The sequence below is a fragment of the Paramagnetospirillum sp. genome (assembly GCF_058402745.1).
On the sequence record NZ_JBZVFI010000003.1, the window covers coordinates 158,047 to 172,670 of the forward strand.

The following is a 14,624-nucleotide window of genomic DNA, read 5'->3' on the forward strand; positions in this document are numbered from 1 at the left end:
TCCCTTACTCCGCCGGAGTGCCGATGTGGGGCAGCTCGTCGAAGCTGTGCAGCGGCGGCGGCGAGCTGACCGACCATTCGAGCGTGGTGGCGCCCGATCCCCAGGGATTGGCGGCCACCGCCTTGCCGGCGGTGAAGGTCCGCCACACCACCACCAGGAAGAACAGCGTGCCGGCAAAGGCGATGTAGGCGCCGATGGACGACACGTAATTCCACCCGGCGAAGGCGTCGGGGTAATCGGGAATGCGGCGCGGCATGCCCTGGGCGCCCAGGAAATGCTGCGGGAAGAAGGCGATGTTGACGCCCACGAAGGTCAGCCAGAAGTGGATCTTGCCCAGGGTCTCGGGATACTGGCGGCCGCTCATCTTGCCGATCCAGTAGTAGAAGCCGGCGAAGATGGCGAACACCGCGCCCAGGCTCAGCACGTAGTGGAAATGGGCCACCACGTAGTAGGTGTCGTGCAGGGTCACGTCGACGGGATTGTTGGCCAGCACCACGCCGGTGACGCCGCCCATGGTGAACAGGAAGACGAAACCCACCGCCCACATCATGGGCACGCGGAAGGTGATGGAGCCGCCCCACATGGTGGCGATCCAGCTGAACACCTTGATGCCGGTGGGCACCGCGATCACCAGGGTGGCGGCGGTGAAGTAGGCCCTGGTGTCGACGTTGAGGCCGGTGGTGAACATGTGATGCGCCCACACCACGAAGCCGACGAAGCCGATGGCCACCATGGCGTAGGCCATGCCGAGATAGCCGAACACCGGCTTCTTCGAGAAGGTGGAGATGATGTGGCTGATGATGCCGAAGGCCGGCAGGATCATGATGTAGACTTCGGGGTGCCCGAAGAACCAGAACAGATGCTGGTAGAGCAGGGGATCGCCGCCGCCGGCCGGCGCGAAGAAGGTGGTGCCGAAATTGCGGTCGGTGAGCAGCATGGTCAGCGCGCCGGCCAGCACCGGAATGGACAAGAGCAGCAGGAAGGCCGTCACCAGCATGGCCCAGACGAACAGCGGCATGCGGTGCATGGTCATGCCGGGCGCGCGCATGTTGAGGATGGTGCAGATGAAGTTGATGGCGCCCAGCACCGAGCTGATGCCCGCCAGATGCAGGCCCAGGATGGCGAAGTCCACCGACGCGTCGGGGTGATAGGTGGTCGAAAGCGGCGGATACAGCGTCCAGCCGGTGCCGGCGCCCGCCCCTTCGTACATGGACAGCAGCATCATGATGAAGGCGGGGGGCAGCAGCCAGAAGCTGATGTTGTTCAGCCTGGGGAAGGCCATGTCCGGCGCGCCGATCATCAGCGGCACGAACCAGTTGCCGAAGCCGCCGATCAGGGCGGGCATCACCGTGAAGAACACCATGGTCAGCGCGTGGGCGGTGACGAACACGTTGTACATGTGCCAGTCGCCGCCGAACAGTGTTCCGCCGGGCTGGGCCAGCTGCATGCGGATGACCACGCTCATGGCGCCGCCGATCAGCCCGGCGATCACCGAGAAGATCAGGTACAGCGTGCCGATGTCCTTGTGGTTGGTGGAATAGAGCCAGCGGCGCCAGCCGTGAGGCTGGGCGTGGCCATGGTCGTGTGTGGCGGCGGTGCTCATGGACGTTTCCCCCCGGTTTCGGCAAGCGCGACGGTCGTCTCGGGACGGGTGCCGTCGATACGGGCGAACTTGGTCTTGGCCTCGGCGACCCAGGCGAGGAACTCCTCCTTGGGCACGGCACGAACGTGGATGGGCATGAAGCCGTGGTTGACCCCGCACAGCTGCGAGCACTGGCCGTGATACTCGCCGGGCTTGTCCACCTGGACCCAGGTCTCGTTGAGGCGGCCGGGAATCGTGTCGGTCTTGACCCCGAAAGCGGGGACCGACCAGGAATGGATGACGTCGTCGGCGGTCATCTGCAGCCGGATGGGCACGCCCACCGGCACCACCATGGTGTTGTCGGCGGTCAGCAGCCGGGGCTGGCCGGGCTTCAGGTCCTCGGTCTGCACCATGTTGCTGTCGAACTTGAAGTCGTGGTCCGGATATTCGTAGGTCCAGTACCACTGGTGGCCGACGATCTTCAGCGTCATGTCGGCGTCCTGGACCTTGTCCATGAAGTAGAGCAGCCGGAACGACGGAATGGCGATCAGCAGGAGGATCACCGCCGGTATGGCGGTCCAGACGATCTCCAGCGGCGTGTTGTGCGACCAGGTGGCCGGCTTGGGATTGCGGTCGGCCCGGAAGCGGGTGCAGGCATAGAGCAGCAGCCCCGAGACCAGAAGGGTGATGCCGACGATTACGCCGTTGATGAAGGTGGCCAGCGAGGCGATGCGTTCCATGGTGGGGGTGACCGCGTGCTGGAACGAAAGGGCCCAGGGTTGCGGCTCCCCGGCCATGGCCACCGGTATGGAACCGATGAAAACGGCCGCCGCCAATAGGGCCTGAATGGACCTGTTCATGTCGAATGTCCCTCCCTGCCGTCGTATCATCCGCAGAAAATATTCCCACTCGCGGATGAAATACTGCGCCTGAAAGTCATTCTAATTAGTGGGGGTGCCGCATCCCATTTCCAAGACCCCCCGACAAAAAAGGTGGAATTGGCTTGAAAGCGCCGGGGAAAAACTTACATTCGCGATATCTGATGAAACTGGGGTGTGCGGCATGCTTTCGCGGCTTTTCGGTCTTTCCTCTTCTCCCGCCAGCGACAAGGTCCACGTGGTGGATCCGTCGCAGATCCGCCTTTGGTGGGAGGCGGGCTCCATCGTCCTGGTGGATGTGCGCGAGCCTGACGAATATGCCGCCGAGGCCATCGCCGGCTCGATCAACCTGCCGCTGTCCAGCTTCGACCCGGCCCGCATGCCCCGGCCGGAGGAGGGCAAGCGCCTGGTGATCCATTGCCGCAGCGGCGTGCGCTGCGGCACCGCCACCGGGAAATTGCTGGCCGCCGGCTGGGATGGCGAGATCCATCGCATGCAGGGCGGCATTCTCGGCTGGAAGGCCGCCGGCGGTCCCACCGTTCCCGGACGCTGACAGGAATCACCTCACAATTCAATGATGTAGTGGCCTGCTTGTCCCCGAAATCCATGATATGAATTTCGGGGGCAGGGCACTAGAATGCGCCTCCAGGAGGGGGCGCCGTGCGCAGTCTTGCCGTATCCATGGCCCTGATGGCGATCACCGCCGCGCCGCATGCGCGGGCCGACGGTGTCGCCCCGGTGATGGCCGATACCTGCGCCGCCTGTCATTCCCCCGAAGCCCATTCCACCATTCCCTCCCTGGCCGGGCGCTCGGCCGGGGACTTGCTGCGCGCGCTGCTGGCCTTCCGTGACGGAAGCCGCGCCGCCACCATCATGGACCGCATCGCCAAGGGGTACACGCGCGGGGAATTGGGCGCCATCGCCGGGGAACTGGGCGGGAGGGGCGGGCCATGAGCCTTTTCCTGTCCCGGCGTTCCGTGCTGGCGGGCGGTTCCGCCGCGCTGCTGGCGGCGCCCGCCCTGGCCAAGGGCGAGGGCGCGGCCAGGGTGGCGATCATCGGCGGCGGGTTCGGGGGAGCGACGGCGGCCCGCGCCCTGCGCCGCGCGGCTCCTGGCCTGCGCGTCACGCTGATCGAGCCCGATCCTGTCCACGTGACCTGTCCGGGCTCCAACGGGGTGATCGGCGGGCTGGCGCCGCCGTCGCGGCTGGAGCATGGCTACGATCAACTACGTTCGCGGTTCGGCATCGAGGTCGTCCACGATTCGGTTGTCGCCATCGAGGCGGAGGGGCGCTCGCTGCGCCTGGCGGGGGGCGGACGGCTGGCCTGCGACCGCCTCATCGTCTCGCCGGGCATCGCCTTGCGCTGGAACGAGATCGAGGGCTACGGCGAGGCGGCGTCCTCCCTCATGCCGCATGCCTGGAAGGCCGGTGCGCAGACCGCCCTGCTGCGTCGCCGGCTCGAGGCGGTGGAGGATGGCGGCGTGGTGGTCATCGCCAGTCCGGGCAACCCCTTCCGTTGTCCGCCCGGCCCCTACGAGCGGGCCGGTCTGATCGCCTGGCACCTGTCGCGGCACCGCAAGGGCTGCAAGGTGCTGATCCTCGACGCCAAGGATTCGTTCTCGAAGCAGGCGCTGTTCCAGGAGGGCTGGAAGGCCCTTTACGGCGACATGGTCGAATGGGTGTCGGGGGCGGCCAACGGCCGGGTGGTGCGGGTCAACGCCGCCGAGGGCTGGGTGGAGACCGATTTCGACCGCTTCACCCCCGCCTTGGCCAACATCATTCCCCCCCAGGAGGCGGGAGCCGTCGCCATCGCGGCGGGGCTGGCCGATGCCGGCGGCTTCTGTCCGGTTGACCCGGCCACCTTCGAATCCCGCCGGATAGCGGGCATTCATGTGATCGGCGATGCCTGCATGGCCTGGGAGATGCCCAAATCCGCCTCCTCGGCCAACAACCAGGCCAAGATCGCGGCGGCGGCGGTGGCGGCCTCCCTGGCCGGGCAGGAATTCAATTCCCCCAAGGCCATCAACGTCTGCTACTCGCTGCTGTCGCCCGATTACGCCATCTCGGTGGCGGGAGTCTACGAGGTGGCGGGCGGGCGCCGGGTGGGGGTGGCGGGGGCGGGCGGCGTCAGCCCGCCGGGCGCCGATGCCCACACCCGCAAGGCCGAGGCCGAATACGCCGCCGGCTGGTACGCCGGCATCTGCGCCGATGCCTGGGGGGCGTGATACCGTCCGCCCATAGAACTGACTCTTCCTGTCATCCCGAGCCTTGGCGAGGGATCTTTCACGCCATGGCGGTAACCGTTTCAGGCTGAAAGATCCTTCCTCCCCGCGGTTGTCAGGATGACAAGTCGGTTCAAATGACGGCCGCCATGATACGTTCCGTTAAGGATAAGCTGGATATTCTGTCCATGATGTCGCTTCCAGTGAAGGAGGACCGACCATGGGCCAGAAGGCCGCGCGCCGCGAGAAACTGGCGGCAATCCGGGACCGGGTCTGGGCGATCATCGCCGCGCCCGAGGTCCACTCCCTGATGTCGCGGGAGAGGGCTCTCGATTCCCTCGGATACCTGTGGGAGATCGAGAAGGAAGGCGGTGGCGCCCTTCAGGTCCTGTGATCCATACCGGCCCGCCCCCTCGAAAGATGGGGCGGGCCTATTTCCGTGGGCCGGATCAGCGCGGCCCGCAGCGCCGGGCCAGGCGGGCGCGGGTCTCGGCCTCGTCGGCGCAATCGCGGCAATGCTTGGCGTAGGGATTGGCGGCAAGGCGCTCGGGCTCGATCTCCTCGTTGCAGGCGCGGCAGATGCCGGTGGACAGCACCGCTTCCGTCCGCCCGAGAACCGCCTGAATGGCGGCGGCGTTCAGCATGTCGGTGCGCTCGGCCGCCAGATCGATATCGTCCATTCCCCACACTCCATAAGAGTTGCCCAACCCGCCATATGGTGGCAGGAGGTCAGGGATGAATCAATATCTATGATGGATGCCTAATCCGCCGCCTTGGGAATCCAGGTGAGCACGGCGCCGCCGTCTTCCTGATTGCACAGATCCGCCAGCTTGGCGGCCGAGACGCGGAGCGGCATGGTGCCGTTGATGGACAGGATGCCCTTGCGCACCAGCTTCCAGCCCACCGAGACGCAGACCGAGGGCGGCACGTTGTCGGCCACCAGGGCCAGCATGCTGCCGTTGCGCTCGGTGCGGATGGTGCCGCCGAACACGTGGGGGACCGTCCCGCCGCCGGCGCGGGCGGCCGCTTCCATCTGATCGGCGAAGGCCTCCGGCGTCGCCGTCGTGCCGCCGCCCTTGAACCTGGGCTGCAGCAGCATTGCCGCCGTTCCCAGGGCGGCCACCACCAGGATGATGCCGGCCAGGGCCAGCGGCTTCGTCAGGACGCCACCCGACTTTCCCGCCGGCTTGCGCGGGGCGGGGGCGTGAATGAACGGCTTGGAGTGGGGCGCCGACGTGGTGGCCATGACATGTCCCCGCTTTCTGCGGTGATAATGAGAATCACATCATGTCACGGATTGCTTAAGGCAAGGTTGACGAACGGGCTACAGCGCTCGGATTCCCTGCAGGAAGGTGCCGATCACTGCCTTCAGTTCCTCCGATTGCCGGGCGAGCGACTGGGCGGCGGAGAGCACCTCGCCGGCTGCCGCGCCCGTCTCGCCGGCGGCACTGGAGACGCCGCCCACGTTGGCGGTGACCTCCTGCGTGCCCTTGGCCGCCTGATCGACGTTGCGGGCGATCTCGGCGGTGGCGGCGGACTGTTCCTCCACGGCGGCGGAAATGGCGGCGGCGATCTGGTTGATCTCGCTGATCCGTCCGACGATGCTGGCGATGGCGGTGACCGCCGCCTGGGTGGCGGTCTGCACGGCGCCGATCTGTTGCGAGATCTCGTCGGTGGCCTTGCCGGTCTGGGTGGCCAGGGCCTTGACCTCGCCCGCCACCACGGCGAAGCCTTTTCCCGCCTCGCCGGCCCGGGCGGCCTCGATGGTGGCGTTGAGCGCCAGCAGGTTGGTCTGGCTGGCGATGTCGTTGATCAGGCTGACCACGTCGCCGATGCGCGCCGAGCTTTCCGCCAGACCCTGGACGATGGTGTTGGTCTGGGACGCCTCGTCCGAGGCGGCGCGGGCCACGTCGCTGGACTGGGCCACCTGGCGCGAGATTTCCGAGATGGAGGCGGCCAGTTCCTCGGCCGCGGTGGCCACCGTCTGGACGGCGGCCGAGGCCTGTTCGGCGGCGGCGGCCACGGCCGAAGCCTTGTCGTCCGTCTCGTCGGCGGTATGGCGCATGGTCTGGGCGGTGGCGTTCAGTTCCGTCGCCGCCCCCGACACCACCTCGAGATTGCCCGACACCGTCCGGTCGAAGCCCTGAATCAGGTCGTCCATGGTCCGGGCCCGTTTCTCCCGCGCCGCATGCTCGGCATCGCGCTGGGCGGCCAGACGGTCGCTTTCCATCATGGCGTCGCGGAAGACGGCCACCGAGGCCGCCATCTCGCCGATTTCATTGTCGGTTCCGACGCCCGGAATGGGGCGGTCGTAGTGGCGGTTGCGCAGGTCGTCCATGGCCTGGGCCATGGCGCGGATGGGGGCGGCGATGGTGCGGCTGCCGATCAGGGAGGCCAGGATTCCCACCACCAGCACGCCGGCGACGGTGATGACCATGGCCAGGGTCTCGCGGGTCTTGCGCACCTCGTCCATGCGCTGGGCGGTGGTGACGATGTCCTGGTTGTTGCGGTCGGCGAAGGCCTGGACCGCCTTGTTGAGCGCCTGCCGGGACTTGCGGTTGGCGTCGTTGTCGCCGTAGACGCGGGCGGCGGGGCCACCCTCGACCTGCCCCAGGCGGACGGTCTCGCGCCGGAACTCGGCGAATTGCCGGGCGGCGGCCCGGACCTGATCGAATTCCTGCTGCTGGTCGGCGGGGACCATCCGGCCCCATTCCTCGATCCGCTTCTCGAACTGCGCGATGCCCTCGAGCATGGGCTTGGCGAATTTCTCCACGTCGGCGGCGGAGGTGGACATGTAGATTCCCCGGGAATCCATCACGATGGACAGGATCAGGGCGTTGGTGCGCTCGCCGATGACGGCGCGCGCGGCGGCCTTCTGAATTTCGTCGTTCTGCCGATCCATGGCGTCCATGCCGGTGATGCCGACCACGCCGATCACCACGGCGATCAGGCTCATCAGCCCGACCACCAGCCGCATCTTCGCGGCAACCCGCCAATGAGTAACCATTTTGCTCCTCCCAAAATGGTTATGACAGAGTGCCTATGCTACACCCAAGGTCATGGGCATTCCATGATCATCAGCTAGGTAATTCTACCCATGGTTAGAGATGGCGGCGCCCAGAACGGACGAAGGCCCCAGGTTTCCCTGGGGCCTTCGATGGTGGGCGGTACTGGGATTGAACCAGTGACCCCTACGATGTCAACGTAGTGCTCTCCCGCTGAGCTAACCGCCCTTGTCTTGGTCCGTCCCGCTGGTTGGGTCCGGCCGAGGGACGTTCTTTTAGCGTCGTTCTTCGGCCATTGCAAGCCCTTCCGGAATGCCTGCACAATGGAAAATGAACGGAGTGGAATCTCGCCGATTTCCTGGAGCGGGGTATGACACGGGCCGGGGGATTTGCTAAGAAGGACGGGCAGACCATGGAAGCCATGCCCGCTGAGATGACAAACGACGATACCGCCGTGTTGAGGGTGGTCGAGCCGCCCCGGCAATTGGTGCCGCTGGTCTTCGCCTCGCCCCATTCCGGGCGCGACTACCCGGCCGAGTTCGTGGCGCAGTCGCGGCTGGACGCCCGCATGCTGCGCCGCTCCGAGGACAGCTTCGTGGACGAGCTTTACGCCGGCGTGGTGGAGCTTGGGGCGCCGCTGATCACGGCGCTGTTTCCCCGCGCCTATTGCGACCCCAACCGCGAGCCCTACGAGTTGGACCCGGCCATGTTCTCGGACGCCCTGCCCGAGCACGCCAACACCCGCAGCCCCCGCGTCCTGGCCGGGCTGGGGACCATCGCCCGGGTGGTGGCCAGCGGTGCCGAGATCTATGCCGGGCGCCTGCCGGTGGCCGAGGCCGAAAGCCGCATCGCCCGCTGCTACCGTCCCTATCACCAGAGGCTGCGGGGCCTGGTGGACGCCACCCGCGCCGCCTTCGGCTGGTCGCTGCTGGTGGACTGCCATTCCATGCCCTCGGTGGGCGGCCCCATGGACCGGGATTCGGGCCTCAGCCGGGTGGACGTGGTGCTGGGCGATTGCTTCGCCGCCGCCTGTTCCCCGCTGTTCACCCAGGTGGCCGAGGATACCTTCACCCAGCTGGGCTATCGCGTGGTGCGCAACGCGCCCTATGCCGGCGGCTTCACCACCCGTCATTACGGCCAGCCGCGCCAGGGCAGCCACGCGCTGCAGATCGAGATCAACCGGGCGCTCTACATGGACGAGGGCCGCCATTGCCACGGACCCGATTTCGAGGCGGTGCGGGCCGATATCCAGAGGGTGGCGGCCGCCCTGGCGGCGGCGGCGCGGGAGTTCGGCCGCCCATGAGGGGACCCGGCACGCCGCTTTCCGTCGAGATCCGCGACGCCACCGACGACGACATGGCGGCGGTGCAGGCCATCTACGCCTTCTACGTTTCGCGCACCGCCGCCTCGTTCGAGGAGGAGGTGCCGTCCGTCGAGGAGATGAAGGCGCGCCGTGCCGCCGTGGCGGCGCGCGGCCTGCCGTTCCTGGTGGCGGTGGAGGAGGGCGAGGTGCTGGGCTACACCTATGCCGGGCCGTTCCGCCAGCGCTCGGCCTATCGCTACACGGTGGAGGATTCCATCTACGTGGCGCCCTTCGTGGTGCGGCGCGGCATCGGCCGGGTGCTGCTGGCCGCCCTGATCGACCGCTGCGCCGCCTTGGGCTACCGCCAGATGATCGCGGTGATCGGCGATTCCGCCAACCAGGGCTCCATCGCCGTCCACCGGGCCCTGGGCTTCGGCCAGGAAGGGGTGCTGCGCGGCGTCGGGCTGAAGTTCGGCCGCTGGGTGGACGTGGTGATCATGCACCGGACGCTGGGTGGCGACGACCGGCCGCTGCCCGATGGCGCCAAGGCGCCGCCGCTGCTGGGCGGATCCGACCTGCCCTGATCCCCGGAACCGGACCACGAAAAAAAAGCCGCTGGTTTGCACCAGCGGCTTGAGTTTAGGGAGGAAAGCTGCGGCTAAACCAACCCATTGAATTCCTTGATATACGCCAATTATTGGGGGATAGTGTGGGGGGAAACGTGGGGGAAAGTGCTGTGGCCTCTGGAATCCGCCAAGGAAAAATACCTTATCTGGTCAAAATTCGAGGCGTATATCATTACGAGAGAGATTTTGACCAAAAGATACGCGGGCTGGTGGAGTTTGAGGGGAGGCTCCTCGGCCGACGGGTTCGAAAGTCATTTAGTACCAGCGAACAATCTCGTGCATTGCTCGGTTATACGGGCATTCATCTAACCATCGAAAAGGCCATTGAGGAGGCATGGAAAAGAACCAAGCCACCAAGGCGTCGAGTTTCCGAGATGGGGGTTGACGACATCTTGGGTGGGCTTTCGATACAATTTAAAACCGGTAAAATTGGCGGCACGGTTGATGACTTGATCGCTAATTTCGAAGCAACCCAATACGTTGAACTTTCTCCTCAGCTACGTAATAAGTTCCACGATCTTGCCATTGCTGCGGCCCGTTCGGCGGTGCGGGAGATGATGGTTAGTTTAAACTTTAATCCCGCCATCATTGCGGCTGGCAATTTTATTGATTCAAACCCCGATAGGGCTGCCCCACTTGCCAAAATCGTCTCTCTTAAAGACGCAATTGAAAAATTTAAAAGCAATCCTGAGCGGCAAGAATTGGCAACGTCGAATATCACAAATTATAGCACAATATGCGACGTTATTTTGGAGACTCTCGGGGGCAATACAAATGTCGCCTACATCAACCGCGATGATATCATTAGAGTCCGTGAGATAATCCGTTATTTGCCAGCAAATGCAAAAGAGAATCCAGCATTTTTTGGGATGACATATGAAGATATTTCAAAAATTATTAGGAGGGAGGTTGATGAGATAAGGTCCGAATCTGAGAAAGATGAAATCGGTGAGGATGACTTGCTTGATGCTATTCAGGGCCTTGGTGTTTTGAAAATTTCAACAATAAACAAATATCTAACAAACATGGGGACGGTTTTTGAGTTTTTTAGGGTGAATGGTTGGGTTCCATTGAATCCTGCTGAAAGAATTAAGTTGAATGACAGTGGGTATCAATCAATCCGGGAGGCTTTTCCAGACGAAATGTTGGTCAAGCTATTTAACTGTAAATATAACTTTGATGGGATTGGCTGGTTGCCGTATCTCGCATTGTATCATGGGATGCGTGGAAACGAACTGGCACAACTTGATGTAACTGATGTTGTTCAAGAGGATGGGGTGTGGTGCTTCAATGTGTCTCCAAGCATTCGGGTGTCGCATCTTATAGCCTTGTCAAAGACTGTGAAAAATAAGAAGCCGCGATTTGTCCCGATACACTCTCGGGCAATTGAGCGTGGGTTTCTTGATTACGTGGAGTCCAGAAGGGCAGGGGGGAAGTCGAAGATATTTGATGCGACAAAAATTAAGAGCGGAAACTATCTAACATCTCTGGCAAGTCAGATTGATGAAATCTTGGCCCCGGTCAAATCGCCACAGCATACATTGCATTCATTTCGGCATAATTTCGCCCAGCGGGCTGAACAAGTCATGGAAGACTCAATGTTAAAGACCTTGGGAGGTTGGTCTATGTCTAAGTCGGCGGATGAACGCTATAAGAAGGGGATACCCGTAAGCCATTTAAAGCAAGAGATCGAAAAAATAGTTTTTCCCGTGTAATAATCTAACCATACTAATTGGCACCACCCAAAGCCTTCGCCATCGACAGAACCTGATCCCGGACCTTGGGGTCACTGATGCTGAAATAGGCCCGTACCAATTCGAGGGTTTCCCGCTTTGTCATGGGATTGTCGTCAGCGACATCGATTGCCTTGGTGACATTGCCCCGGATCACCTCGACCGGCGATGCTGCCTGGGCAGTCGAAGAGATTTCCTCAAAAAAGTAGCCAACCCGGACATCCAGAACACGGGATAGATCGAACAGCCTGGATGCTCCGACCCGATTGGCTCCACGTTCGTACTTCTGGACCTGCTGGAAGGTCAGCCCCAGGCATTCTCCCAGTTTTTCCTGGCTCATTCCAAGCAGGGTCCGGCGAAGCCGAATGCGGGCACCAACATGGACATCAATGGGATTGGCACTGCCGTCGTCCAAGCGTCCTCTGGTGGACCGACCAGCCTTCTTGGCGACCTTGGCAGGCTCGGGGGCGATTGCGGGTTTGGAACTCTTACGTGGCGGCATGGTGGTCTTTTCCTTACGAGGATGGCTTCGCCCATCTTGATGTCGGATAAACATGAGCAGGAGCCGCGTCATGAGCGACGCCCGTGTCGCTACTGGCATCGGGAATCGTTTCTGATTTTGGTTTATGCCGAGAAATTCCAAGCCCAAATTTTACGGCCATTCTTGATCGGTGAGCAGCATAGTTTGGAGCAACCATGGGATAATCAGCAGGCAAATCCCACTTCATGCGGTATCCCTCTATGGATAATCCATGCCCCCGATTCAGGTGACGCTTCATCAATTTTTGATGACTTCCACATTCAAGGCAGATCACAGATTCCTCCGTTACCGACCTTTTAATCGATACGGCAGGCTTCTGGGTTTCAGTCGGTGCTGCAACCGGTGTGATGGTTGCTTTCAAAGACGAATAAACGGACTTGATCAGGTTCGGAATTTCTGTGACCGCCAAGGTGTTGCTGCCCAGGTAGGCGGCCACGATCTTGGTGGTCAGAGCCTTGATGTCATCGGCCATTGATGGTGTCCTTGAGGCTCTTTCCGGCGGTGAATATGGCAGACTTGCTGGCCGCGATGGTGAGGGTCTTGCCAGTTTGCGGATTCCTGCCTTCACGTGCAGGACGGGCAGAAACCGAGAAAGACCCGAAGCCAACAAGACGCACGTCATCGCCCGATTTCATGGCGGCGGTGATGGCTTCGAATACGGCGTCGATAGCACTTGCCGCGTCGGCCTTGGTCATGTTGGCACCATCGGCGACGGCGGCGATCAATTCGGACTTGTTCATGTGCCCCTCCCTACCAAACAAAAACGGAATGACTAACAGCCATCATTTATCAAACGGATTCACTCAGGCGTCGGCAAGGTAAACAGGAAAGTCGAGCCGCCTGAAGGTGATTGCTCGACCCAAATCTCGCCCCCGTGCCGCTCGACAATCTTCTTGCAGACAGAAAGACCGATCCCTGTTCCCTCGTATACCTCTCGGGTATGAAGTCGCTTGAAAAGCAGAAAAATTCGGTCGAAGTATTCTGGTGCGATCCCGATACCATTATCTTGAACAGAGAAGACCGCCTTCCCATTATCGAGGCGAACATCTACGGCGATGTGGGGTCTTATCCCCTCTGTTCGATATTTGATGGCATTCCCAATTAGGTTTTGGAAAAGCCGATCTAATTGGTGGCCATCCCCAACCACCATGAGCGAAGCATTCACATCGACGACCACGTGTGCATCACACTCGGAAATGGCTGTCCCAAGATTTCTCACGGCACGGGAAATGGCATCACCGATCCGCATCGGAACCAGTGGTTCTCCCTGTCTATCAATTCTGGAGAATGCAAGCAGGTCCAGAACCATCGCATCCATTCGCCGGGCACCGTCGCGGACGAAGCCAATAAATTCATGCCCATCTGCGTCAAAGTGATGTCCGTAGCGGCGTTCAATCAGGTCAACATAGCTGCTGATCATACGGAGTGGCTCACGAAGATCATGGGATGCGACGTAGGCAAATTGCTCAAGTTCAGCGTTGGATGCCGCCAAATCCTTACAGGCAATTCCCAGTTTTTCTTCGCTCTCCTGTCTGACAGAGACATCAAAACAATAGCCGACATACCCGAGAAATTCGCCGGACTGGTTTTGAATTGGGATTCCGTAATCTACGATCCAACCGTATTCGCCACAGGCACGCTTGATGCGGTATTCCATGTCGAACGGCTGACGAAGTGCGAAGGCATCAAGATAAATTTTCAAGCAGCGATCAAAATCATCAGGATGGACACCTTCCGCCCATCCGTTCCCCATCTCTTGCTCCATTGTCCTGCCGGTATAGGCGAGCCATGCGGGGTTGAACCAATTGCATTTGGCATCGAGACCTGCACGCCAGATCAGAATCGGGGCAGCTTTTAGGAGTTCGAGATCAGGCCAGCCTGTGTTTGCAACAATCATGGCCGTCCTCCGCCTTCACGCCGATCAAATGCTACCAAAGATTTATATCTTTCATCAACCTCAAGCAAAATGGTCCGGAGATTTAGCACCTTCCATTGTGCACCGATCCCCAACGGACTCCTCCTTCACCCGGAGGATTCCTGCCTCCAATCCCGCAGCAATCACCGTATCCGAAATGGCATCCTTGATTTCATCAGGCAGAATTATTGCGGCCCTCCATGAGCCATCTGGTGCCCGATATGTTGGCAAGGAAACCTCGGTACTTTTGTCATCAGCCCTCACCTTGACTCCTTGGATGATCATCTCGATGCCATCAAAGACGACCTCAACATCAGCCAAGGCACGTAGCTTACCGGCATTCTTCACTTCGGTGATGCCGATTGCCGATACAGTAATCGATGCAGTGTCCATGGTCGGATTTACGTTCATCATCTCCGCCTTGATGGCATAAGCCGAATACGATAACCTTTTCTGGTGGCATCCCCCCGATGCGGCCACATCTGGATAGATCACCCCCGTAAACCTGATCCATCCAGCACGATCCGGCGGTGGAGTTCTCACCAGTTCTCCACCGCCGACCTGCTTTACGGCTCGTTCCGAATCACAGGCACAGCCACAAAGTACTCCGGGTCTTCCAGGGTGCGAATCGACACCATAATCGTCTCGTGCCGGTTCACCATCCGGGCATGCGGAACACCATCAACGGCCGTCCAAAGTCGGGAAACCTCCCAGACTTTCCGGGTCTGGTCGTTGGCCTTCATGTACCGATCCCCGACTTGGATGGGGGGAGTTTTTCGCCTGAATATCGCCATTGTCGCCCAACCTGCCTGCCCGAAA

Annotated in this window: 18 protein-coding genes and 1 tRNA gene; 7 read left to right on the forward strand and 12 right to left on the reverse strand. The window is 61.5% G+C overall.

All coding sequences use genetic code 11. The features are described 5' to 3' along the window. Nucleotides 1–4: 4 nt before the first annotated feature. Together ctaD and coxB are read right to left on the reverse strand one after the other, a co-directional pair. Nucleotides 5–1,603 carry a cytochrome c oxidase subunit I gene (gene ctaD / locus ACV4UZ_RS01630; RefSeq protein WP_491599207.1) on the reverse strand — a complete coding sequence of 533 codons (1,599 nt, stop codon included), beginning with the start codon at nt 1,601–1,603 and terminating at the stop codon, nt 5–7. Beyond that, nucleotides 1,600–2,442 carry a cytochrome c oxidase subunit II gene (gene coxB, locus ACV4UZ_RS01635; RefSeq protein ID WP_491599208.1) on the reverse strand — a complete coding sequence of 281 codons (843 nt, stop codon included), beginning with the start codon at nt 2,440–2,442 and terminating at the stop codon, nt 1,600–1,602. The genes ctaD and coxB overlap by 4 nt, the downstream gene beginning before the upstream one ends. 202 nt (nt 2,443–2,644) lie before the next feature. Between coxB and ACV4UZ_RS01640 the strand changes: the two genes are divergently transcribed. The 4 genes from ACV4UZ_RS01640 to ACV4UZ_RS01655 all read left to right on the forward strand — a co-directional run bounded on the left by ACV4UZ_RS01640 (nt 2,645) and on the right by ACV4UZ_RS01655 (nt 5,076). Next, the gene (locus ACV4UZ_RS01640; protein WP_491599209.1) at nt 2,645–3,013 is read left to right on the forward strand and encodes a rhodanese-like domain-containing protein; all 369 of its coding nucleotides are present in this window, start codon (nt 2,645–2,647) and stop codon (nt 3,011–3,013) included. A 107-nt stretch (nt 3,014–3,120) separates the two neighbouring features. Next, nucleotides 3,121–3,414 (forward strand): c-type cytochrome, encoded by a 294-nt coding sequence (locus tag ACV4UZ_RS01645; RefSeq protein WP_491599210.1) that lies wholly within the window; start codon nt 3,121–3,123, stop codon nt 3,412–3,414. Further along, nucleotides 3,411–4,685 (forward strand): NAD(P)/FAD-dependent oxidoreductase, encoded by a 1,275-nt coding sequence (locus ACV4UZ_RS01650; RefSeq protein ID WP_491599211.1) that lies wholly within the window; start codon nt 3,411–3,413, stop codon nt 4,683–4,685. Before ACV4UZ_RS01645 ends, ACV4UZ_RS01650 begins: the two co-directional genes overlap by 4 nt. Nucleotides 4,686–4,902: 217 nt before the next feature. Further along, nucleotides 4,903–5,076 (forward strand): hypothetical protein, encoded by a 174-nt coding sequence (locus ACV4UZ_RS01655; RefSeq protein WP_491599212.1) that lies wholly within the window; start codon nt 4,903–4,905, stop codon nt 5,074–5,076. Between the two features lie 55 nt (nt 5,077–5,131). On the opposite strand, the gene ACV4UZ_RS01660 is transcribed toward ACV4UZ_RS01655, so the two are convergent. The 4 genes from ACV4UZ_RS01660 to ACV4UZ_RS01675 form a co-directional block, all read right to left on the reverse strand. After that, nucleotides 5,132–5,362 (reverse strand): TraR/DksA C4-type zinc finger protein, encoded by a 231-nt coding sequence (locus ACV4UZ_RS01660; protein WP_491599213.1) that lies wholly within the window; start codon nt 5,360–5,362, stop codon nt 5,132–5,134. Between the two features lie 80 nt (nt 5,363–5,442). Continuing rightward, entirely contained in the window at nt 5,443–5,928 is a 486-nt protein-coding gene (locus ACV4UZ_RS01665) for a hypothetical protein (protein ID WP_491599214.1), read from the reverse strand. 78 nt (nt 5,929–6,006) lie between these two features. Beyond that, entirely contained in the window at nt 6,007–7,689 is a 1,683-nt protein-coding gene (locus tag ACV4UZ_RS01670) for a methyl-accepting chemotaxis protein (protein WP_491599215.1), read from the reverse strand. 151 nt (nt 7,690–7,840) lie between these two features. After that, nucleotides 7,841–7,915: transfer RNA gene (locus tag ACV4UZ_RS01675), tRNA-Val, on the reverse strand. A 184-nt stretch (nt 7,916–8,099) separates the two neighbouring features. Here ACV4UZ_RS01675 and ACV4UZ_RS01680 point away from each other — a divergent pair. From ACV4UZ_RS01680 to ACV4UZ_RS01690, 3 genes are all read left to right on the forward strand, one after another. Next, entirely contained in the window at nt 8,100–8,990 is an 891-nt protein-coding gene (locus ACV4UZ_RS01680) for an N-formylglutamate amidohydrolase (RefSeq protein WP_491599216.1), read from the forward strand. After that, nucleotides 8,987–9,574: a GNAT family N-acetyltransferase gene (locus ACV4UZ_RS01685; protein ID WP_491599217.1), complete on the forward strand. Its 588-nt coding sequence runs from the start codon at nt 8,987–8,989 to the stop codon at nt 9,572–9,574. Before ACV4UZ_RS01680 ends, ACV4UZ_RS01685 begins: the two co-directional genes overlap by 4 nt. Nucleotides 9,575–9,726: 152 nt before the next feature. Next, nucleotides 9,727–11,331 carry a tyrosine-type recombinase/integrase gene (locus tag ACV4UZ_RS01690; RefSeq protein ID WP_148207389.1) on the forward strand — a complete coding sequence of 535 codons (1,605 nt, stop codon included), beginning with the start codon at nt 9,727–9,729 and terminating at the stop codon, nt 11,329–11,331. Nucleotides 11,332–11,344: 13 nt separating this feature from the next. On the opposite strand, the gene ACV4UZ_RS01695 is transcribed toward ACV4UZ_RS01690, so the two are convergent. From ACV4UZ_RS01695 to ACV4UZ_RS01720, 6 genes are read right to left on the reverse strand one after another with little or no spacing between them, the layout of a single operon-like run. Further along, a complete protein-coding gene (locus ACV4UZ_RS01695) occupies nt 11,345–11,851 on the reverse strand; it encodes a helix-turn-helix domain-containing protein (protein ID WP_491599218.1) in 507 nt (168 codons plus the stop codon). 13 nt (nt 11,852–11,864) lie between these two features. Further along, nucleotides 11,865–12,362, reverse strand: a complete 498-nt coding sequence (locus tag ACV4UZ_RS01700; protein WP_491599219.1) for a Ros/MucR family transcriptional regulator — start codon at nt 12,360–12,362, stop codon at nt 11,865–11,867. Further along, the gene (locus ACV4UZ_RS01705) at nt 12,352–12,630 is read right to left on the reverse strand and encodes an HU family DNA-binding protein (protein WP_491599220.1); all 279 of its coding nucleotides are present in this window, start codon (nt 12,628–12,630) and stop codon (nt 12,352–12,354) included. The genes ACV4UZ_RS01700 and ACV4UZ_RS01705 overlap by 11 nt, the downstream gene beginning before the upstream one ends. A 59-nt stretch (nt 12,631–12,689) precedes the next feature. Further along, nucleotides 12,690–13,787: a sensor histidine kinase gene (locus ACV4UZ_RS01710; RefSeq protein ID WP_491599221.1), complete on the reverse strand. Its 1,098-nt coding sequence runs from the start codon at nt 13,785–13,787 to the stop codon at nt 12,690–12,692. Between the two features lie 60 nt (nt 13,788–13,847). Beyond that, nucleotides 13,848–14,348: a hypothetical protein gene (locus tag ACV4UZ_RS01715; protein WP_237051465.1), complete on the reverse strand. Its 501-nt coding sequence runs from the start codon at nt 14,346–14,348 to the stop codon at nt 13,848–13,850. A 23-nt stretch (nt 14,349–14,371) separates the two neighbouring features. Further along, nucleotides 14,372–14,548: a hypothetical protein gene (locus tag ACV4UZ_RS01720; RefSeq protein ID WP_491599222.1), complete on the reverse strand. Its 177-nt coding sequence runs from the start codon at nt 14,546–14,548 to the stop codon at nt 14,372–14,374. Nucleotides 14,549–14,624 lie beyond the last annotated feature (76 nt).